The sequence below is a fragment of the Desmonostoc muscorum LEGE 12446 genome, assembly GCF_015207005.2.
In the GTDB taxonomy this organism is placed as follows: domain Bacteria; phylum Cyanobacteriota; class Cyanobacteriia; order Cyanobacteriales; family Nostocaceae; genus Nostoc; species Nostoc muscorum.
On the sequence record NZ_JADEXS020000001.1, the window covers coordinates 8,187,545 to 8,209,991 of the forward strand.

Here is a 22,447-nt window from a genome sequence, read left to right on the forward strand (position 1 = left end):
TGCAGCATTAGCATCATGAATATCAGTCACACGTAACTAGCTCAAATTGAAATTAATTTCAATTTGAGACACATCTTGCTCTTAGAGGAAATTGTGATTGAATGTAACTCCTAACCACTAGTTTGAAGAGCCTCAGTCCTGGAAGCTGACGCTCAAACTCTTTGTTCTTCAAACCTCTGTGCTGAAAAAATTGCAGTCAAAATCTCCCTCTGCTTAGATTTTTGGATCTTCAGAGCAGAGAAGTTTAAAACTTTTGCACAGAATAATTTTGCCACTTCCTTCTTCTGTTAAAACAGAATTAGGAAAAGGCAGAGAGAGGATAGGTAATAGGGAATATCAACACTGAAATCAGCCGTATTATCGCTTAACTAAAAGCTATGTTCATTAAAAAATTGCATCAGTAACAATAAAATTCTCACCAATGCACAATCAAGCAATTATCATTGCGTTGCAGTTACCTATGGAAATCTAGCTACACCTTTAACTTCCAATAATGTTCAAAATCCCACTATCGGCTAAGATTGGCTAGTTTGTCGAAATAACTGCTCAATTGCGGTAATTACTTTTCAAATTCAACATACCATAGATAGATATTTTAAAAAACTACAGCATTGAAAATTTTATAAAATTTTCTTTTTCTGGCAATTTCCATATCTAATTAGCATCTTTCCCTTGCCGAATCAGAACTTTGAATTTTTTGTAACCTAAATTAATATAGACTTAATCTTCGCTTAACTAAAAATCAACTATTTTCAGAAGACGAAAAAATTCAGTTATGTTGTAAAAACTAGGACTGGTCTGGTAGAAATGTAATTGTGCTAATCCTCTTGGATAAAAATTAGCAATTTAATAAACTGCAAAAAACTGTTTAAATGGTGTCATTTCCAATCTGAGATTCTGTTGAGTAATTAAGCGGACTTGGCATCACCGTACCAAAACGGGAAATTTATTGTACAGCAAGGCTGAAAGCTTAGCCCAGCAAGCATCTTAGCCACTGATTCAGGACTTAGGCAGCTGGCACAGTGCGATCGCTATTTTATAGTATTTCTGTACTATAAAGCAGTGGTGTACCCAGAAGGGACGGCTGAGATTAGTAACAGCAATCGACTGTGTGAAGTATTCTTCAAATCATGAGAAAATTAGTTGAGGATACATAAAGACACCTTATGTGAATTAAGCCACAGGATGCTGTTTAAAAGTAAGGACATCAATACCAAAACGCTGATGCAGAAAAAGACGCAGAGTATGACTGGTAATTTTAGCGGCAAAAACGATAGCCTTTTTCCTGATACCAGTCATCTAAGCTGTTGTGCTTTTAATTTGCACTTTGAGGCAGCAGAGGGGCAGAGGGGCAGAGGAGCAGAGGAGAGGTTTGCAGGTTTTACCTAAAAGATGATAATGCAACTTGTAGGCGCGACAGCTTACTAGCACAAAAATTGTTGTCAACAGGGTTGAACCGTCTACCATATTCATTGAGAGACCTCAAGCTTTGGTGTCGTTACCTTTATCTTGTGGTTTCCCCTTCTTTTTCGCTACCCTAACTCACATAAGGCGTATAGTCGAAGAAATTATATATGCATATATGCAACTCTAGAAGAGGGAAAAATTACTTCCCAGCCAATTACAGATTGAGACCATTGGCAAATTTGTAACTGCGTCAGATCAAGCACACAGCACACCTTGATGGGAGCAACGCATGATAGACTCCAGGAAAATTGCCACGATGCGTCGATGGCTGATGATTTCACTTTTGGGCTTACTTGCCCTGATCGTCGCTCATGGGATGGCATTGATTTACCGCATTCAGCCTGGAGTCTCGCTGTGGTTCCCCCCATCAGGGGTAGCGATCTCCTTAACTTTCTGGTTTGGCCCTTTTGGTATTATTCTCACCGGACTAGCATCTTTTTTGATGTCCCCCGCTTGGGGGTTTCATGGTTGGGAGCGATTAAGTGCTTTGGCGGATATCATAGAACCTCTAGTTGCTTGGTTGCTTTACCGTCGTTTTTGGAGAGGTTCTCGAACACTAAATACCCTCAAAGATGCTGCCCTTTTTATTGTCAGTGTACCTCTGATTGCCAGTGCTACTTTGGCGATCATTGGTAACTTAACTTTTGCCGCAATAGGTAAAATGCCCATTAGCAGCTTAGGTACTAATATTCCCCATTGGTGGTTAGGCAATGCAATGGGAGTCATGGCCATTGCACCTACTGCCTTGTTAGTCATCACCCCTTATCTCCAATCTCAGGGCTGGTTATTAAGTGCTGAACCATTAAACTCTTCATTTGTTTCGCCTAATTTTCCACCTTCCCGTCGCTTTATACTAGAATTCAGCACTATAATACTGATTTCTGTAGCAATAGCAACCCTCACTGTTGCCGAAACTGATCAGAATGGCTTTAGATTTCAGCAATTATCTTTTTTGAGTTTTGTGCCTGTAATTTGGGCTGCAACTCGCTTTGGTGTCACCTGTGGGATGTTAACCGCCAGTTTTTGTGTACTGGTGACATTGTTCTCTTATCTAGTTGCGTACCCCAACGCTATGTCCTTGCCCACGTTTCCCGTAGAGGCACAAGTGCTGCACGTTCACAAGTTGAGTTTATTGGTACAGTGTATTGTTAGTTTATTAGTGGGCATTGCCATTACAGAAAGGTCAAAAATTCAAGTAGAGTTGGCTGTAGAAAGAGTCAGACTGGGGGAATATCAAGCCCGTGCTGAATTATCAGAACAACTCATCCAACTCAATGAATCACTGGCGCAAACCAATACTTCCTTAGAAAAATCCCACCAAGAAAAAGATGAATTACTCAAGCGCGAACAAGCCCTCCGCAACAGTTTGAGTAATATTTTGTCAAGCATGACTGATGCTTTTATTGCCGTGAATCAGGATTGGGAGATTACCTACGCTAATCGCCAAGCAGCAAAAATTCATAATTTAGCATCAGCAGACTTGATTGGTAAAAACTACTGGGAACAGTGGACTGGGGCTAGAGGTACAGAGTTTGAGCGAGAATATCAGCGATCGCTCTGTGAAAATATCCCGGTTCATTTTCAGGTATTATACGCACCGTGGGATATGTGGTTGGAAATTCACGCTTACCCTGCTGAAGATGGACTGGGGATATTTTTTAGAGATATCACTGAACGCAAACAGGTAGAACAAGAACGTGAATATCTGCTCATGCGTGAGCAGATTGCTAGAAGTGAAGCAGAAAAAGCCAATCGTTTAAAAGATGAATTTTTAGCAGTTCTTTCCCATGAATTGCGTACTCCTCTGAACCCGATTTTGGGTTGGGCAACCCTGCTGAAAAAGAATAATTTGGAAGAAGCTACAAAAATACGGGGGATAGAAACTATTGAGCGCAATGCTAAATTACAAATTCAACTAATTGAGGACTTATTAGATGTCTCCCGCATCCAACAGGGGAAAATGACTTTAAATATCCAGCCTGTGAATTTAGCTAACACTATTGAAGAAGCCAAGGAAACTGTAAGACTAGCAATTGAAGCTAAAAACATTAGTCTGGAAACTGTACTAAACCATAACATCGGCATGGTTGCAGGTGATGCAGGTCGTTTACAGCAAATTATCTGGAACCTGCTTTCTAATGCCGTTAAATTCACTCCTTCAGCCGGAAAGATAAAAATCATATTAGAACAAGTTAATAGCTATGCCCAAGTTCAAGTTCAAGATAATGGTAAAGGTATTAGCCCAGAATTTCTCCCCTATGTATTTGATTATTTCCGTCAAGCAGATGGCACAACCACAAGACAATTTGGAGGGCTAGGTTTAGGGCTAGCTATTGTTAAGCATCTGACAGAATTACATGGTGGTACTGTGAAAGTAGACAGTGCAGGAGAAGGCATGGGGGCAACATTTACAGTCAGATTACCATTCATGCCTGATAGGGGTCAAATAACACCAAAAATCCGACAATCCAATAATGCTTTAAGTTTGCCAGGGTTGCATATATTAGTGGTAGATGATGATGTAGATACAGGTGAATTTCTCACCTACATATTGGCACAATCAAGAGCAAAAGTGACAGCAGTTGCATCAGCAGGTGAGGCTTTAGAAATCTTAGCCAAAACTCAAGTAGATTTACTATTGAGTGATATTGGTATGCCCGGAATAGATGGTTATATGCTGATGCGATTAATTCGAGCTATGCCGTTAGAAAAAGGAGGGAAAATCCCAGCGATCGCACTCACAGCTTATGCTGGAGAAATTAACCAAAAACAAGCATTAGCTGCCGGATTTCAAATACACTTAGTTAAGCCTGTAGAAACAGAGAGATTATTTCAAGCAATATCAGAAGTTTTAGCTACAGCAGCCTCATAATCTCGCCTACATCATAACACCTCATAAAGTATAGGACTCATATCTGATTTCTGAACAAGATTTCAGATCAAACCCTAGATAAAACGGGCTTTTCAGTCTCAGTATGTTTTCAGAAATCAAATCGGAGTCCTATATAGCAATCCGATTTGATTTCTGAATGACTCGTAGAGGTAAGGGACTGGGGATTGGGGACTGGGGACTGGGAAGGAGGAATAAAGGTGTACTGAGTTTTGTTCAAAAATCAAATATGAGTCCTATAGTTATGAACTTATTTGGGAGTTTACCAATTGTTGGCTATGAGGCAAGTCAAGGAATTACTCTATTACACGCACAGGGTTTCGAGTCACTTGGGGTTTAAGAGTTTGGAGCAGACAAAGCGAACAGAGGTCAGAAACTGAAAATGACAGAGTTATTTAGAGAGAATCCAGGGTTTGAGTTTTTACTGGAGTGCTGGGAGGACGATCCTGCTTTGGCACTTACGAATAAATAAATCCCCAGCCAAATTACAAACGAATAACCGACTACGAACACGGGTCTTCCACAAAGGCTGGGGATTTATTTTTATGGGGTATTGCGTGTGTAGATGGGATGCTGTTTGAGTCAAATGAGTAGCAAAGCGATCGCTATGTCAATACTTCCTCACCTATAACTCGTCCTAGAGGTTTGTTATAAGTGAAGGTAAAATTTTCAAACACCTCTAAGCAGTAACTAATGCCTTTAATTCCTCAGTTTTTAATCTTGGCCCATAGGATGTAACAATCTTAGAAGCTGCGGCCGATGCTAATTTTCCGGCTTCTTCATAGCTCATACCTTGGGTAATTCCATAGAGGAAAGCTCCTGCATACATATCTCCTGCTCCCACTGTATCTACAGCTTTTACTTGAGGTGCAGCGATTTCGATTAATTTCTGACCGTCAAATACTACTGAACCCTTGGCACCGCGAGTAATAGCAAATTTCTTACTCAGGATTTTTAGTTTGTCTACAGCTACTTGAAAATCTTGTGTATCTGCTAGTCCTAATGCTTCACTTTCATTAGCAAAAATCAAGTCTAAACCAGGTCCAATGATGTCTAATAAACCATCTTTAAAAAATTTTACCATGTTGTAATCAGATAGGGACATGGTGGTTTTTACTCCCGCTTTTTCAGCTATTTCTCTAGCCTTTATAGCTGCTTCTTTTCCTGTGGGAGAAGTCACTAAATATCCTTCGATATATACATATTCTGAATCAGCGATCGCATCTGATACTAATTCTTGTGTAGAAAATTCTCCAGTAATTCCCAAAAATGTATTCATGGTGCGATCTGCATCGGGAGTTACTAACACCAAACATTTACCTGTAATTCCTGATTGGCGATCGCCATTTTTTAAGTTGGTATCTACCTGACATTTGAGTAAATCTTCTATGTAAAAGTCTCCAAATTCATCATTAGCCACTTTACAGGAATAAAAAACTTTTCCTCCTAGTTGACTAATTGCCACTATTGTGTTTGCTGCTGAACCTCCACAACTTTTATGGCAATGAAGATTTTTGAGATTTTCCAAAATATGATTTTGACTGTCTTCATCTAGGAGTGTCATTACACCTTTATCAATCTTTAGTTCTTGTAGTAACTCTAGAGATACTTCGTATTCTATATCTACTAAGGCATTACCTACACCATAAACATCATATTTCTTGCCCATTGTTTATCTCCTAGAATAATTTCTGTCTGACTTGAACAGAATTGATAATAGCAGATAGGCAACTACCTAAGAGTTGCTTGGTCATAATTCAATACGCTTGGTGTTAAGGCTAAAACTCTTTGTTAAAGTCAATTTTTTTAACGTAGATGCAAAGCGGCTTGCCGCAGGCTACCGCAAAGGACGCAAACAGACGGTGGTTTTACTGCCTGCATTTAAGCGGATTTGATATTAGCGCTCTTTTATTACTCTCGTGAGATTAAATTTGAAACCCTATTTTTGCGTTAGTCCGCACAGGCGGACGAGAGTTTGTGTAGCCGCGATTTCTAATCGCTGGGATTATTCTCTCTCCAGAGTCATAGAAGAGCGTTAGATAGGAATGGTTAGTGTTGTATCCGCTACAGTTACCAAAACTGAAACAGTTATAAGATCCCAAGCTGCTTAGGACTATTCTAGGTAAATGGAAGCTTGAAATGTTAGTAAGCCAGTCTCAAGAGACAGGGCTTCTACATATCCCACGAGGTTTTGAACCGATACCAAATTTAGTGTGAGGATTTAGCCATGTCTTACCCGATTCCGTCCAAAATGTGGCAGCGAGCCAGTATTGTAACACTATTATTATTTATACCGTCAGTAGGAATTGCGATTTTACGTCAGTCTGCTACGGTTGCCGTTCCAGCCAATCAGACTCCTAATATCCCAACAACCTTAATTCTACCCAACCACCCTGACTACCAAGCACTCCAGGCGTTGGTACAAAAATATAGTTGTGTCGTCTCCGTTCAAAACTTTGGCGCTCTTCCTGTAACCCGGACTGAGTTTGCTACAGTGTTGAATGCTTGTCTGAATCGAAGTAATGAGCTAGTAACAACTGACCCCAAGATAGTTACCCAAGCGGATATGAAAACCCTGCAACGGTTACAGTCCGAATTCGCGCCGGAGTTAGCAAACCTAAGAAGTCCGATAGATGAATTGGAAACTCCTAGTCCCATCACTCCGGCTCAGACTCCCAGACAACGTACTCAAGCCGAGTCTACCCGAAAGACTAAACCCTTACCCACACTGATGCCTCCACTCCCTAGTATTGGCTCTGGCTCATCTGTGCAGGATCAAGTTGTTAACCGTGGGAATAGTCCTAAATTCCAAGTTCGTGGCAGTATTGGAAGGGTTGCCCCGGAGCCACAAACAGATAGCAGATTCAATACAGAGAACTACAACCGGATTGATGATAATCCCTTTCATCGCGTCAGTAATGACCCACTTTCCACCTTTTCCATTGATGTAGATACAGCATCCTATAGCAACGTGCGACGGTTTATTACTCAAGGGGAATTACCACCCAAGGATGCAGTCCGAATTGAAGAACTGATCAACTATTTTACCTACAATTATCCCCAACCAAAAGGCGATGCCTACGGCGGGCAAAGCCAACGCCCCTTTTCCGTCACCACTGAAGTTGCTGCTGCTCCCTGGAATCCTCAACACAAGCTGGTACATGTGGGTTTGCAAGGTAAACGCTTAGAGAGCGAAACCTTACCACCTAGCAACCTAGTATTTCTGATTGATGTCTCCGGTTCTATGAATGACCCCAACAAATTACCCTTGGTACAACAGTCCCTGAAATTGCTGGTGAATAAACTGCGTTCTGAAGACCGGGTAAGTTTGGTAGTTTACGCTGGAAATGCTGGATTGGTATTACCTGCTACTCCTGGTAGTCAAAAATCAACAATTCTGGCGGCCATTGACCGCTTGGAGGCTGGAGGCTCTACTGCTGGCGGTCAGGGCATTGAACTGGCCTACAAGATAGCCAAACAAAACTTCCTCAAGTCTGGTAATAATAGAGTAATTTTAGCTACTGACGGAGATTTTAATATAGGGATTTCCAGTGATGCCGACCTGACGCGATTAATTGAACAGAAGCGAGATCAGGGAATTTTCCTGACGGTGTTGGGATTTGGCACCGGCAACTATAAGGACTCAAAAATGGAGCAACTGGCTGATAAGGGTAACGGCAACTACGCTTACATCGATACCCTATTGGAAGCCAAAAAGGTTTTAGTTAACGATCTCAGGGGAACTCTGTTTACCATCGCCAAGGATGTGAAAATTCAGGTGGAATTTAATCCGGCGAAAGTTCAGGCATATCGCTTAATTGGCTACGAAAACCGTCTGTTGCAAAACCAGGATTTCAATGACGACAAGAAAGATGCAGGCGATATTGGGGCTGGTCATTCTGTGACAGCGCTTTATGAAATAATTCCCACTGGCACGAAAAGTGATGTGAAACTACCTTCGGTAGACCCCTTGCGGTATCAGCATTCTAGTGTAACTCCCCCAGATGCTGCCGGCAATGAGTTGATGCTCTTAAAACTGCGCTATAAATTGCCCCAGAACAACACCAGTCAACTAATTACCCAAACCATCCAAGATGAGGATTTGAGAACCGACCAGATACTCTCCACAAACCTGAGATTTGCTGCTGCGGTAGCTACTTTTGGAATGGTGCTGCGTGACTCTGAGTATAAGGGGAATGCTAATTATGATTTGGCGATCAAGTTGGCGACTCAAGCGAAGGGGGAAGATCGGGAGGGCTATCGAGATGAATTTATTCGCTTGGTGGAACAATGTAGGGGATTGATTACAAGGAAATGAAAAAACTAGGCTGATATAATCACGGCTGCTGCCATGAATTTGGTTAGGGTTTGGCAGTGAGTGGTGGACGCAAGCTAATAACTTTGGCAAGAGTAAGTAAGTCGGTGCAATAAAACCAAACTGTGTAAAGAAAAGTAAATAAACGTGAGTTCGATGAACCTCTCCCCAACCCCTCTCCGAGACGGAGAGGGGCAATAAGATCCTGAATTGGGCACGAAAAATTAGGGTTTCTAAGTCTCTCCCCGAAACAGGGAGAGGAATGAAAGCGGGGTTCTTTGGCATCTGTCGAACTCACGTTAAATAAGGCTCAAACTCTTTCTCCCCCTGCGTTACCCCAACAATAATTATTTACGCCGACCTACTTATTTCTCGCTTGGCAGCACTAGCCATCTAAATTTGACTTCAAAGAATTCGCCAACAAAGTCATAATACACGCGAACAAATTATTCTTGATTCCACCACCTATTTTCCCTTAACCGAGCAGTATTGCCGGCTCCCCTTTTTGTGTTGTTTTTACGACTTTGAATTCAGTTATTTCGTAGCATTTTTGCCTATTTCTGGCTAATTAATTATGTATACAAGGTACAGGATGTTTATTCTACAAAATTCTTGGGAAATATTAAAATTATGAACTTCTTCTAAAGATTTAACTTGACGCTATGACGACACTGGCAGCAATCCCCGATTCGAATCTATTGCCGTATATCCCTGGTTATGCCATTGTTGAGCAACTCTATGCAGGTTCTCAGACAATAGTTTATCGAGCAGTACAGGAGTCAAGTCAGCGTCCAGTGGTGATTAAACTATTACGGCAAGACTACCCCACCTTTAGCGAATTATTACAGTTTCGTAACCAGTATACAATTACCAAAAATCTCAACATTCCTGGCATCGCCCACCCCTACAGCCTAGAAGCCTACGGTAACAGCTATGCCTTAGTAATGGAAGACTTTGGCGGTATTTCCCTGAGAGATTATACTCAAAATTATTCCCTGTCGTTACAGGAAATCTTAGAAATTGCTCGACAAATTGCCGATATTCTCCATGATATCTGCCAGCATCAAGTCATCCACAAAGATATTAAACCCGCCAACATTCTGATTCATCCAGAATCGCAACAAGTCAAGCTGATTGACTTCAGCATTGCCTCCCTCCTCCCCCGCGAAACCCAGGAAATTAAAAATCCCAATGTTTTGGAAGGAACCCTTGCCTATCTTTCCCCAGAGCAAACTGGACGAATGAATCGTGGTATTGATTACCGCAGTGATTTCTATGCTTTCGGGGTGACATTGTACGAACTTTTGACCGGACAATTACCGTTTGAGTCTCATGACCCGATGGAGTTAGTACACTGTCATTTAGCCAAGCTCCCACTCGCCCCACACAGCATTAATCCAGAAATTCCTGCGATCGCTTCAGAGATAGTATTGAAGTTGATGGCGAAAAATGCCGAAGATCGGTATCAGAGCGCCTTGGGTTTGAAGCATGACTTAGAATGCTGTCTCAATCAATGGAAAGCAACGGGTAGAATAGAAACCTTTGTCCTGGGACAACGGGATGTGTGCGTAGGCGTAGCCCGTCGTAGACATCGCTTCATTATCCCCGAAAAACTCTATGGGCGAGAAACAGAAGTTGCCACCTTGCTCAAAGCTTTTGAGCGCGTCGCTAATGGCAGTTCAGAAATGATGCTAGTAGCAGGATTTTCCGGGATTGGTAAAACTGCGGCGATCAATGAAGTCCATAAACCAATTGTCAGACAACGTGGTTACTTCATCAAAGGCAAGTACGATCAGTTCCAGCGGAATATTCCCTTCAGTGCCTTGATGCAAGCCTTTCGTGATTTGATGGGACAATTGCTGAGTGAGAGTAATGTCCAATTGGCAGCGTGGAAAGCGAAAATTTTGGCGGCCGTGGGTGAAAACGGACAAGCGATCGTTGATGTGATTCCTGAACTAGAGCGAATTATCGGTCAACAACCGCCACTCCCAGAACTATCTGGTAGTGCTGTCCAAAATCGTTTCAATTTGCTCTTTCAAAAATTTATCCAGGTTTTCACCACCCCTGAGCATCCGCTGGTGATGTTTCTAGATGACTTGCAATGGGCAGATTCGGCTTCTCTGAACTTGCTGCAATTATTGATCTGTGAAGCCAATTCTGGATATTTATTCATTCTGGGTGCTTATCGAGATAATGAAGTTTTTCCGACTCATCCCTTGATACTGACGCTGGAGCAGATTCAGCAAGCCCAAGCTACCGTTAATACGATTACCCTGGAACCCTTGGTAGAAATAACGGTGAATCAGTTGGTGGCAGACACCTTGAGTTGTCCCAAGGAACTGGCTCAACCCGTGACGCAATTGGTATACCAGAAAACCCAAGGGAATCCCTTTTTTACAACGCAGTTTCTCAAAGCACTGCACGAGGAAGGTTGGATTCAGTTCCAGCCAGAACTGGGTTACTGGCAATGTGATTTGGCTTCGGTGCGGCAATTGGCATTGACCGATGGAGTGGTAGAGTTCATGGGATTGCAGTTGCAGAAACTTCCGGTGGAGACACAGGAGGTTTTGAAACTGGCAGCTTGTATTGGCAACCAATTTGATTTGAATACCTTGGCAAGGGTCTCTGAAACATCACTTGTTGATATGGCGACCAACCTATGGACGGCGTTACAAGAAGGGCTGATTCTCCCCATTAGTGAAACCTACAAGTTCTTCCAATTAAATAACTCAGACAACATCGATCGCGGCGGTGAGATTGTTGTTTCTTATAAATTCTTGCACGATCGCGTCCAACAAGCTGCCTACAGTCTGATTCCAGAAGATCAAAAACAGTCTACCCACTTCAAAATTGGGCAACAACTGTGGGCAAATACGCCTGAAGCAGAGCGAGAAGGGAAAATTTTTGAAATTGTCAATCAATTGAATTACGGTCTGAGATTGACGGCTCACAAAACTTCTTCCGGATTGTTGAATGTACAAAATCATGACGAAATCTCCAGGTTGCAAGAATTAGATCTAGTTCAACGCCATGAACTGGCTCAAATGAACCTGCAAGCAGGACAAAAAGCCAAGGCTGCAACCGCCTATGAAACAGCAAGTAAATACTTCACAGCAGGGCTGGCAGTGCTGACAGAAAACGGTTGGGAAAATAGTTACGATCTGACCCTTGCTCTTTATACAGAAGCGGCTGAAATTGAGTACCTGACTGCCCATTTCGAGGAGGCAGAACAGCTTTCAGAAATTGTTCTTCAGCACGCCCAGGATTTGCTGGAAAAGGTGAAAATGTATGAAATCAAAATCTATTTCTACATTGCTCAAAATCAAATGCTGGCAGCGATAGACATCTGTCTGCAAGTGCTGGAGTTTTTGGGTGAACCTCTGTTTAAAGAACCCCCACAGGAGTTAGCGATCGAGGATTTAATGAACCTGCCAGAGATGCTCGATCCGCACAAGTTAGCAGCCATGCGAATTGCGATCGCAATGGTTACTCCCAGCTTGAACGCTAAACCAGATATGTTACCACTGATTGCTTACACATTAGTGAACCTATCGATTCAATTTGGCAACTCGGCATTTTCGGCATTTGGCTACACCTTTTATGGTCTGGTTTTATGTGGTAGCCCAACCGGAATTGAAAGAGGCTATCGGTTTGGACAATTAGGATTAAAATTGCTGGAGCTATTCAATGACAGGAAATTACATGCAAAAGTGATTAACATTTTTGATGTGTTTGTGCGGCACTGGCAAGAACCCGCTCGCAAAACGATCGCTCCCCTACGTGAAGCTATTCAGGTTGGATTAGAAGTGGGTGATATAGAATATGCCTGCTACAACGCCACCTCCTACTGCAACTATCTTTTCTTCGTCGGCGAAACACTGGAGCGGGTGAATCAGCAACAGCAAAAATACATCGATATGTTGTTGAAATTCAAACAAGAGTATCAAATTTACTTCGCGCAGATTTGTCGTCAGCTCGTGTTGAATTTGATGGGAGCAGCAGAAGATTCCCTAATACTCGTTGGGGAGAGTTTCGACGAGCGGAAAATGCTGCCGATTTTAATTTTGGACTTTGGACAAAAAGAAGTTTATTCGCGAGTGTGACTCGCGAATAAATGAATGATTAATCTTGTTTATAGTGACGAGCAGAAAAAAGCATAGCCATCAGACCCCCAACAAATAGTAATATCAACTACAAAGTATCTTTGGGTAAATACTGATGGCTATGCCAAAATTTAATAACAATCAATTAATAGCGCAATTTCAAGATTTTAGACAAAAAATTTACAACTGTTTTTCTTCATGTAGCGACGCCTGTATGGATTTGTTGGATGCGCTTGCGGGTAATACGGGAGCCAATTCAATTGCGGAGTTATCTTTAAGTCCTTTGTTTCCCAGAAGCTATAATTCTATTTATAAAGCAATTCAAAAATCATTTAATACAAATATTCAGGAGAAGAACAATGAAGAAGAAGAACAAGAAGAACAAGAAAAACCCAATAACTTAATTAGGGTGGTATCTGAGTTAATTAAGCAACCACAACAACGCCCTTTTTACTTATTCGCTCTTGATACAACACCGCATCCGCGTCCTTACGCGAGGACTTTAGCTGAACGTGGGTATATTTACCAGCCAAATACTATCAAGGGTAACAAACCGATTAATATTGGTCATTCTTATTCGATACTTTCTATCTTACCAGAGAAAGAAACTGGGAATGCCGCCCCTTGGTCAATACCAATATCAGGAGAAAGGGTATCACTTGATAAAACTGGTGTTGATGTGGGTAGTGAACAAATTTCCTCAGTAATGTCTGATTCATCACTGCCCTGGCAGGAAAAATTGTGCGTCTTAGTAGCAGATAGCGCCTATAGTCAGCGTTCATTTCTGTTTGACCAATCCAAACACAAAAATGTGGTAGTGATAGCCAGAGTTCGTAGTAATCGAATTTTCTACCAATCTCCACCCGTTGATGAGTCAAAGAAAAAACGTGGTTGTCCAAAAAAATACGGTGAACGGTTTAATTTAGCTGATGTTGAAACTTGGCACTCTCCCGACGAGACAACACAAATTCAGCAGACAACCTGTAAGGGTCGTCTTTTAAACATCACCATACTCGCTTGGCATCAAATGTTGATGAGGGGAACCAAGCACCAAAAAATGTATTGTCATCCTTTTACTCTGCTCAGAATTCATGTGACTGATGATACTAATCAATCTCTCTGGAAACCAATGTGGTTAATTGTCATAGGTGAGCAACGTGGAGAAATCTCACCTACGGTTGCAAACCATTGCTATAGACAAAGGTTTGATATTGAACACATGCTGCGATTTAGCAAGCAGCGTTTGTTGATGACGCAGTTTCAAACTCCAGATGTTTTGCATGAGGAAAATTGGATACATTTAGTAATCCTAGCTTACGTACAGTTGTGGGCGGCAAGGGAGTTAGCAACACACTTACCCAGGCCATGGGAGCGTTATTTAGAACAAAACAATGATAAAATTGCCACTCCAAGTGTAGTGCAACGCGATTTTCAGAGAATTATTTCAGAGATTGGTACACCCGCTCGTTCTCCCAAAACCAGAGGAAATTCCATCGGTCGAGTTCAAGGTCAAGTTCAAACACAACGAACTAAGCATCCTGTTGTCAAGAAGAAGTCAAAATCAACACTCGCTAAAGTCAAAGCCGCATAAATTTTCTTAGGCTTTAGGCGTTTAACTCAGTCTGACTCAGTTTGTAAAATAACTGGGGTAATTTCTGATGACTAGTTTTTTGTTCGCGAGTGTGACTCGCGAACAAACTTCTTTTTGTCCAAAGTCCAATTAATTGAAACTCAAAACGGAACTCTCCTGTTCTTGCTCCATCTGGCAAAGACGATTCTTCTACTCATCTTTCAGGACTATCAGCAGGTACTAATCCATGCTGAAGAAGCCGAAAAATACCAAAGAAACATGGTTGGCTTCTTGCAGTTTGCCGAACATAATTTCTACTACTCCCTTGCTCTTTTGGCTAAGTGTTCAAATGGCAATGAAGCAGAGCAACAATCGACACTAGAAAAAGTTGCAGAAAACCAGAAATTGATGAGTCAGTGGGCGTTCCACGCTCCTGCCAATCATCAACACAAATACGATTTAGTCGAAGCAGAGCGGGCAAAAATTTTGGGTCATTTAGACGCAATAACCTACTATGACAAAGCCATTCAGGGGGCAAAAGAAAACGGCTATATCCAAGAAGAAGCACTCAGCAATGAGCTAGCCGCCAAATTCTACCTAGCTTGGGGCAAAGAGAAGCTGGCCGCAGACTATATGCAACAAGCCTACTACTGCTACGCCCATTGGGGTGCAAAGGCGAAAATTGCCCATTTAGAACAACAATATCCGCAACTACTAACAGCCATTCTCCAACCGCCTAATCTTGCCATCACATCTACGGCAACCATCCCCTTAACTTTGATGAGAGGTGTAACTAAAAGCTCTAGCAACCAAAATTTATACTTAGATTTGCAAGCGGTGATGAAAGCTGCACAAGCCATCTCTCAAGAAATTGAATTAGAGAAACTGTTGGCAACTTTGATGCAGATTGCGATCGCCAATGCTGGCGCCCAAATCGGTCATTTAGTTCTTTGCCAAGAGGAACAATGGTTAGTTGTAGCTCAAGGCGATCGAGAACTGGTAAAAACCTTAGAAATTCCCCTGGAGCAATACTCAGAAATCCCTAAAAGTTTGATTTATGCAGTAGGAAGAACTCAAGAGACGGCTGTGTTTGAAGACTTGAGTGATTCAGTGCAATTTGCCAACGATCGCTACATCATCACTCACCAGCCCAAATCAGTTTTATGTACTCCCATTAGTCGCCAAGGAAAACTCAGCGGTATTTTATACTTAGAGAACAACTTAACTTTAGGCGCTTTTACTAGCGATCGCATCGAGATTCTCCAACTCCTAACTAGTCAAGCCGCCATCTCTGTGGAAAATGCCCGTCTGTATCAACAAACCGAAAACTATTCTTGCACCCTAGAAGCAGAGGTAGAACACAAAACCCAAGCTCTCAACCAAAAAGCCCAAGATTTAGAGCAAACCTTGAAAAAATTGCAGCAAACTCAAGGACAATTAATTCATAGCGAAAAAATGTCATCCCTCGGTCAATTGGTAGCTGGTATTGCTCACGAAATTAACAATCCAGTGAATTTTATCAAGGGTAATCTCATCCATACGGAAAATTATGTTGCAGACATGATGAGTTTGCTGATGCTTTATGAGCAGGAATATCCCCAACCTAGTCGAGCTATTCAAGATAAGCGGGAAGAAATTGACCTCGATTTTCTATTTGAAGATGCCAATCAAACCTTAGAATCTATGAAAGTGGGTAGCGATCGCATCAGCAAAATTGTCCAGAGTTTACGCAACTTTGTTCGCTTGGATGAAGCCGAAATCAAAGCTGTAGATTTACACAGTGGGATTGAAAGCACGCTGTTAATTTTGCAACATCGCTTACAAGCTTCTGAAAATCAACCCGAAGTGCGTGTCATTAAGGAATATGGCGATCTACCTTTAGTTACTTGCTATCCTAGTCAGTTAAATCAAGTCTTCCTGAATATTATTAACAATGCCATTGATGCGATTCGAGATAATCTTCAAAGCAGCAAATACCCAGAAATTCGGATTCGTACTGGAGTGATAGATCGTGAATGGTTACGAATTGCGATCGCTAATACAGATAGTACGATTCCTGTAAGTCTGCATGAGCGGATTTTTGAACCATTTTTCACCACAAAGCCCGTTGGTCGTGGTCAAGGTTTGGGGTTATTTGTTAGCTACTCTATTATCCAACAACATCGCGGCACTTTAACTGTGCGTTCTCAGCCCACTGAGGGAACTGAATTTGAGATTGTTCTCCCTATCTATTAGACTTCTTGCAGAAGTCGGGAAAAGAAGAAGGGGGAAAAGGTAAAGGTTTTGTATTTTCCCCTTCCTGTTTAACATGAGTCGCTTTTCCCACGAGAGTGCAAAAAGCACTTTCGCAAGAGGTCTAATGAATTGCGTCATGTTTTTCTCACAGGAGCTACAGGCTTTTTGAGGGCTTTTTTACTTGATGAACTACTACATCAAACTCAAGCAAAAATATACTGCCTGGTGTGTTCCACAAACGAGCATGAAGGGTTAAAAAAGATTCAACAAAACCTAAAAAAATATTCCCTTCATCACCCAAATTTTAGCTCTCATGTGATTGCGATTCCGGGAGACTTAGAACAGCCATACTTGGGTCTTCCTAATACCCTCAATGGATTGGCAGATTCTGCAATTGTTTGTCCACCAATGGATGTTAAACTCCTAGATAAATACTTGTCATATTTCGTTAGTAGTGGTTTCTTAAATTCACCACCTTTAAGACAGGAGTAAATTTTCACGCTATAATTTTCAGCATTCTATTCGTCCATTTTGCTAGCAAAACCCTAGAGAAAAAAGTCTCTAGGGTTTTTTGTCGTTAGCGATCGCCTAACGTATCACTTAATATGGCCACTTCCAATCACGAATTTCCGGCATATCGTCGCCGTACTTCTCAATGTAGTGCTTATGTTCGATCAGTTGATCTTGCATCTGCTGTTTGACATAAGCTGCCTTAGATCCTAGTTTGTCCACGCGATTGATGACATCAATTACTAGATGGAAGCGATCGAGATCGTTGAGAACAACCATATCAAAGGGGGTGGTGGTGGTTCCCTCTTCCTTGTAGCCACGCACATGCAAGTTTTTATGATTAGTGTGGCGGTAGGTTAAGCGGTGAATTAGCCAGGGATAGCCATGAAACGCAAAGATGATCGGTTTGTCGGTGGTGAAAAGTGTATCAAAATCTTTTTCGCTCAAACCGTGGGGATGTTCGGTTTTTGGCTGTAGTGTCATCAAATCGACTACGTTCACTACCCGCACCTTTAAGTCAGGGAAGTGCTGGCGCAAGATATCTACCGCCGCCAAGGTTTCTAAGGTAGGAATATCGCCAGCACAACCCAGTACTACATCTGGTTCGCCGCCTTGGTCGTTGCTTGCCCATTCCCAAATGCCGATGCCTTTGGTGCAGTGTTTGACCGCTGCATCCATGTTGAGGTATTGCAACGCCGGTTGCTTCCCTGCAACGATGACGTTGACATAGTTGCGGCTTCTCAAGCAATGGTCTGTTACTGATAGCAGAGTGTTGGCATCGGGGGGCAAATACACGCGAACAATCTCTGCTTTCTTATTAACCACATGGTCAATAAAACCGGGGTCTTGGTGGGAGAAACCGTTGTGGTCTTGTCGCCAAACGTGAGAGGAAAGTAAGTAATTGAGGGAAGCAATTGGTCTGCGCCAGGGAATATCTATGGTAGTTTTCAACCATTTGGCGTGCTGGTTGAACATGGAGTCAATGATGTGGATGAAGGCCTCATAACAGGAGAAAAAGCCGTGGCGACCTGTGAGAAGGTAGCCTTCTAACCATCCTTGACAACAAGTTTCGCTGAGAATTTCCATCACCCGACCATCTGGTGAAAGATGGTCATCTTCGGGGAGAATCTGGGCTTCCCAAGTCCGGTCTGTAACTTCCAGCACAGCATCCAGACGATTGGATGCTGTTTCATCGGGACCAAAGACGCGGAAATTGCGACTTTCTTGGTTAAATTCCATAATATCCCGCAGGAATCTACCACTCACTTTGGTAGCTTCACCAATCGCCTTCCCCGGTTGAGAAACATCTACAGCATAGTCTCGAAAATCCGGCATCTTCAAGTCATGCAGCAAAATACCGCCGTTGGCGTGGGGATTGTCACCCATGCGTCGATGCCCTTTGGGAGCCAGTTCTGCTAATTCCTCAATTAGCTTACCGTTGCTGTCGAAGAGTTCTTCTGGTTTATAACTCTTCATCCAATCTTCTAGGAGTTTCAGGTGTTCTGGCTGTTTGGCGATGTTGCTTAAGGGAACTTGATGCGATCGCCAATAACCTTCGGTTTTTTTGCCATCCACTTCCTTCGGCCCCGTCCAACCTTTGGGAGTTCGCATGATAATCATCGGCCACTGGGGACGTTCAGTGAAACCATGTACGCGGGCTTCTCTTTGGATACTTTGAATTTCGGCGATCGCTGTATCTAGAGTTGCTGCCATTTGCTGGTGGACAACTGCGGGATCGTCACCTTCTACAAAGTATGGCTTGTAGCCGTAGCCTACAAATAAACTCTCCAATTCTTCATGGCTAATCCGTGCTAATACTGTTGGATTGGCAATTTTATACCCATTCAGGTGCAGAATTGGCAGTACCGCACCATCAGACACGGGGTTAAGAAACTTGTTGGAATGCCAGCTAGCCGCTAAAGCACCTGTTTCGGCTTCACCGTCACCCACAACAGCAGCAACGATCAAGTCTGGGTTATCGAAGGCAGCACCGTAAGCATGGACGAGGGCATAACCTAGTTCCCCGCCTTCGTGGATGGAACCAGGTGTTTCCGGTGCAACGTGGCTGGGAATACCACCAGGGAAAGAGAATTGTTTGAAGAGTTTCTTCATTCCCTCAGCATCTTGGGAGATGTTGTGGTAGTACTTGCTGTAAGTACCTTCTAGATAGGTGTTGGCTACCAGTCCTGGACCTCCATGACCAGGCCCGGCAATGTAGATCGTGTTGAGGTCATATTTTTTAATGACCCGATTCAGGTGAACATAGATAAAGTTCAGCCCTGGTGTTGTTCCCCAGTGACCCAAAAGCCTGGGCTTGACGTGTTCTAATTTTAGCGGTTCTCTCAGTAGCGGATTGTCGAGTAGATATATTTGCCCAACGGAAAGATAATTAGCTGCACGCCAGTAGGCATTGATCTTGCCTAATTCTTCATCTGTTAAAGGCTTTGTTTGTGGAGTCGTTGCTAATGTCATTTCGACACTCCATTACAAAAGGATTTTGACGGATTCACTCAGTATGTAATTATACTTATTTTCCAGATGATGGCCATCTAACCTATGATAAATTTTCCAGGTTTTGTGACTAAATTCTTTGGCTTTGGGCAAAGAATTAGGATTTACGCACTGTACAAATTAATCATGGTGTGAATTTCTAAAATAGGTCGTTTCAGGCTTTTATCAAATTAGGGCGATTCAATAACAGTACATCTGGCGAATAACCTGATTCATTTTCAGGTGGCTTGACTAGTGCTGTTTTGGGTATGAAGTAAGGGAGATTTAAACGGATACATTCTCTAGTCAGTTCAAAGGCTAAAAATCCTGTTACCTCTTCATGGTCTCCTACAGGTTGAGGCATTTTAATAATTATTCCGTTGTGCAATTCATAGCGTTCATTCTCTGGTTTCCACTTGACAAATTCGTCAAAAGTTACGATTTTTGGTAAAGCTTGAGTCACTTTCCAGCCTCCAAAATTTTAACTAATTATTAATTTCCAATAATCCAGGTGGCGGCGTAATTTCAATGCGACCAGATTGTAAGTCTACCACTGGGGCGATCGCTTCTACAAAGGGAATCAAAACAGTCTTTTGCTTTTTGTCATTTGTCGTTTGTCCTACCCTGCGGGAAGCCGCTGGCGCGTCTATGTCATTTGTCGTTTGTTCTTTGTGAGTACTAAAAGATGGGTGCAATTTTATTTCTAACAAATCATTGCCGGCGGGGATGATGTCTACTACCGTCCCTACGAGTTCGCCAGATGCTTGCATGAAGACTTCCAAACCAATCAAATCGAGGACATGATATTCATTTTCGCCCAATTGGGGGCGATCGCTTGCTGGCACCATTAACTTACAACCCCGCAATGCCTCTGCCTGATTGCAATTTTCCACTCCAGCTAATTTGATCACATACAAGTTTTTATTACTGATGTAACGTCCTGCTAATAATTCGATTGGTTGGGGTTCCGTCTCACCAGGACGCAACAACCAACGTTTTCCTGGCACTTCAAATCGTTCAGGGAAGTCCGAGTCAGGATAAACTCGTAATTCCCCAGCCAATCCTTGAGGTGCAACAATCTTACCAATTTCTAGCCAATCATCGGATTTTGGATTTTGGATTTTGGATTTTGGATTAGTCATTTGTCATTGGGCATAGGGCATTGGAAGATGCAGGGGGGCACAGGAGTAGGGGGAGAATAATAACTCTTAACTCCTCACTCCTCACTCCTCACTCAGCACTTATCACTCACCACTCAGTACTCCTCACGCACTGACAGCGGTACGTTGATAGGCTTCTTGGGCTACTTTGGCTAAACGTTGCATAGCAGTGACAATTTCTTCATCGCTGCCGGTGAGGCTGATACGGAAGCATTGGTGCTTGTGCGCCCACTCTTCATTTAAACCGGGGAAGAAGGTACTTCCAGGTACAATAATTACACCTACTTGCTTAAGTTCTTGGTAAAATTCCCAGTCAGTGATGGGTAAATTTTCTAACCACAACCAAGCAAAAATCGCTCCTTCACCGCGATGGAGAAACCAAGGTAAATTCTTGGGCATTGCTTGTTCTAAGCTGGTTTCTAAAACCGTAAACTTATTTTGGTAGAAGGGACGAATAACAGTCTCAGAAATTTCTACTAAGGCACCAGAATTAATTGCTAGGGCAGCGATCGCTTGACCATAACGCGAAGAATGAAGACTCGCGTTTGCTTGGAAACACTCTAGCACCTCAATCCACTTTTCATCCCCGATCGCAATACCAATCCTTTCTCCTGGTAATCCTGCTTTGGATAAACTCATGCAGTGGAGAATATTATCGCCAAACACTGGGGTCATTTCGGTAAAGTTCAATGACGGGAAGGGAGGCGCATAAGCCGAGTCAATTAGGACGGGTAGATTGTAGGGCGAGGCTAGGGCAGCAATCTTTTTCACTTCCTCGTCAGTGAGGACGTTTCCAGTGGGGTTACAGGGACGAGAAAAGATGACACAACCAGTGTTTTCGGTAATCGTCACTTGGCTGAAGTCTGGGCGATATTTAAATCGGTGGCCGGCTGCATCGATATCGAGAGTTGGTTTGTAGGCGACTAAGGCTTTTGGTTCCAAGCAGATGCCGCCGTAACCGGTGTAATCAGGACTTAGAGGCAAAACGATTTGTTTTAACTGGCCGCTGGTGGTGTAGCCACCAAATATATTAGCGGCGTAGAAATACAGGGTTTGACTACCGGGGGTGATAAAGATATTGCGATCGCCCAATTTTAACCCGTAGCGTTTATTAAAGTCATTGGCGATCGCTTCAATTAATGGTGCATAGCCCTGGCTTGACCCGTAGCGACAAACTACCTCACCATATTCTGGACTAGCTAAAAGCTGTGCAGTGCAATCCCGCCATAACTGTTCTACCTCCGGTAAAATCAGCGGGTTACCAGCACTCAAATTAATAAACTGCTGCCCTGCACCAGATCGTAACGTTTCGATAATATCCTTCATGATCGCTCTGACGCCAGTCAGGTTGGACATTTGAGTCCCAATTTGTGTTAGGGCAGGGTTCATAAGCTGTGACAAAATTTATTAATTGAGGGTGGACAAATTACTTGGGGTTTGCTGCTGACATCAAGTTTACATCGTTGTCAAAACAACTGTCGCCGCCTTTAACCAATCTAGCTAGAGAATGATATTTTTACAAAGTAATATTCGAGGGACTGGGGACTGGGGACTAGGGACTGGGGAAAACTTTTCCTAACCCAATCCCCAATACCCAATCCCCAATCCCCAATACCCAATCCCCAATCCCCAATCTCCAATCTCCAATCCCCAATCCCCAATACCCACTCCCCGATATAAACTCAAATAAGCCGATTGACTATACAG

11 protein-coding genes and 1 pseudogene are annotated in these 22,447 nt (G+C 42.7%); 6 read left to right on the forward strand and 6 right to left on the reverse strand.

Annotation, left to right across the window (positions count from 1 at the left end):
- Positions 1-1,173 precede the first annotated feature (1,173 nt).
- Positions 1,174-1,299, reverse strand: coding sequence for a hypothetical protein (locus IQ276_RS40465; RefSeq protein WP_255264371.1), 126 nt, complete (start codon positions 1,297-1,299; stop codon positions 1,174-1,176).
- Positions 1,300-1,696: 397 nt separating this feature from the next.
- Between IQ276_RS40465 and IQ276_RS33650 the strand changes: the two genes are divergently transcribed.
- Positions 1,697-4,339: an MASE1 domain-containing protein gene (locus IQ276_RS33650; protein ID WP_193913272.1), complete on the forward strand. Its 2,643-nt coding sequence runs from the start codon at positions 1,697-1,699 to the stop codon at positions 4,337-4,339.
- Positions 4,340-5,036: 697 nt separating this feature from the next.
- Here IQ276_RS33650 and IQ276_RS33655 read toward each other — a convergent pair.
- The gene (locus tag IQ276_RS33655; protein WP_193919863.1) at positions 5,037-6,026 is read right to left on the reverse strand and encodes an adenosine kinase; all 990 of its coding nucleotides are present in this window, start codon (positions 6,024-6,026) and stop codon (positions 5,037-5,039) included.
- 558 nt (positions 6,027-6,584) lie between these two features.
- Between IQ276_RS33655 and IQ276_RS33660 the strand changes: the two genes are divergently transcribed.
- The 5 genes from IQ276_RS33660 (at position 6,585) to IQ276_RS33680 (ending at position 17,072) form a co-directional block, all read left to right on the forward strand.
- On the forward strand, positions 6,585-8,675 hold the full coding sequence (locus IQ276_RS33660; RefSeq protein WP_193919865.1) for a vWA domain-containing protein: 2,091 nt from the start codon (positions 6,585-6,587) through the stop codon (positions 8,673-8,675).
- A 659-nt stretch (positions 8,676-9,334) separates the two neighbouring features.
- Entirely contained in the window at positions 9,335-12,775 is a 3,441-nt protein-coding gene (locus IQ276_RS33665; RefSeq protein ID WP_193919867.1) for an ATP-binding protein, read from the forward strand.
- A 115-nt stretch (positions 12,776-12,890) separates the two neighbouring features.
- The gene (locus tag IQ276_RS33670; protein WP_228043575.1) at positions 12,891-14,366 is read left to right on the forward strand and encodes an NF041680 family putative transposase; all 1,476 of its coding nucleotides are present in this window, start codon (positions 12,891-12,893) and stop codon (positions 14,364-14,366) included.
- Between the two features lie 114 nt (positions 14,367-14,480).
- The gene (locus IQ276_RS33675; protein ID WP_228043300.1) at positions 14,481-16,580 is read left to right on the forward strand and encodes an ATP-binding protein; all 2,100 of its coding nucleotides are present in this window, start codon (positions 14,481-14,483) and stop codon (positions 16,578-16,580) included.
- 129 nt (positions 16,581-16,709) lie between these two features.
- Positions 16,710-17,072, forward strand: coding sequence for an SDR family oxidoreductase (locus tag IQ276_RS33680; RefSeq protein ID WP_193920209.1), 363 nt, complete (start codon positions 16,710-16,712; stop codon positions 17,070-17,072).
- 108 nt (positions 17,073-17,180) lie between these two features.
- Here IQ276_RS33680 and IQ276_RS33685 read toward each other — a convergent pair whose 3' ends face one another.
- The 4 genes and pseudogenes from IQ276_RS33685 to IQ276_RS33700 form a co-directional block, all read right to left on the reverse strand.
- A complete protein-coding gene (locus tag IQ276_RS33685; RefSeq protein ID WP_193920208.1) occupies positions 17,181-19,562 on the reverse strand; it encodes a phosphoketolase family protein in 2,382 nt (793 codons plus the stop codon).
- Between the two features lie 202 nt (positions 19,563-19,764).
- Positions 19,765-20,043: pseudogene (locus IQ276_RS33690) on the reverse strand (Uma2 family endonuclease); the annotation flags it as partial.
- 22 nt (positions 20,044-20,065) lie between these two features.
- A complete protein-coding gene (rimM, locus tag IQ276_RS33695; RefSeq protein ID WP_193920207.1) occupies positions 20,066-20,722 on the reverse strand; it encodes a ribosome maturation factor RimM in 657 nt (218 codons plus the stop codon).
- Between the two features lie 123 nt (positions 20,723-20,845).
- Positions 20,846-22,129: a valine--pyruvate transaminase gene (locus tag IQ276_RS33700; RefSeq protein ID WP_193920206.1), complete on the reverse strand. Its 1,284-nt coding sequence runs from the start codon at positions 22,127-22,129 to the stop codon at positions 20,846-20,848.
- Positions 22,130-22,447 lie beyond the last annotated feature (318 nt).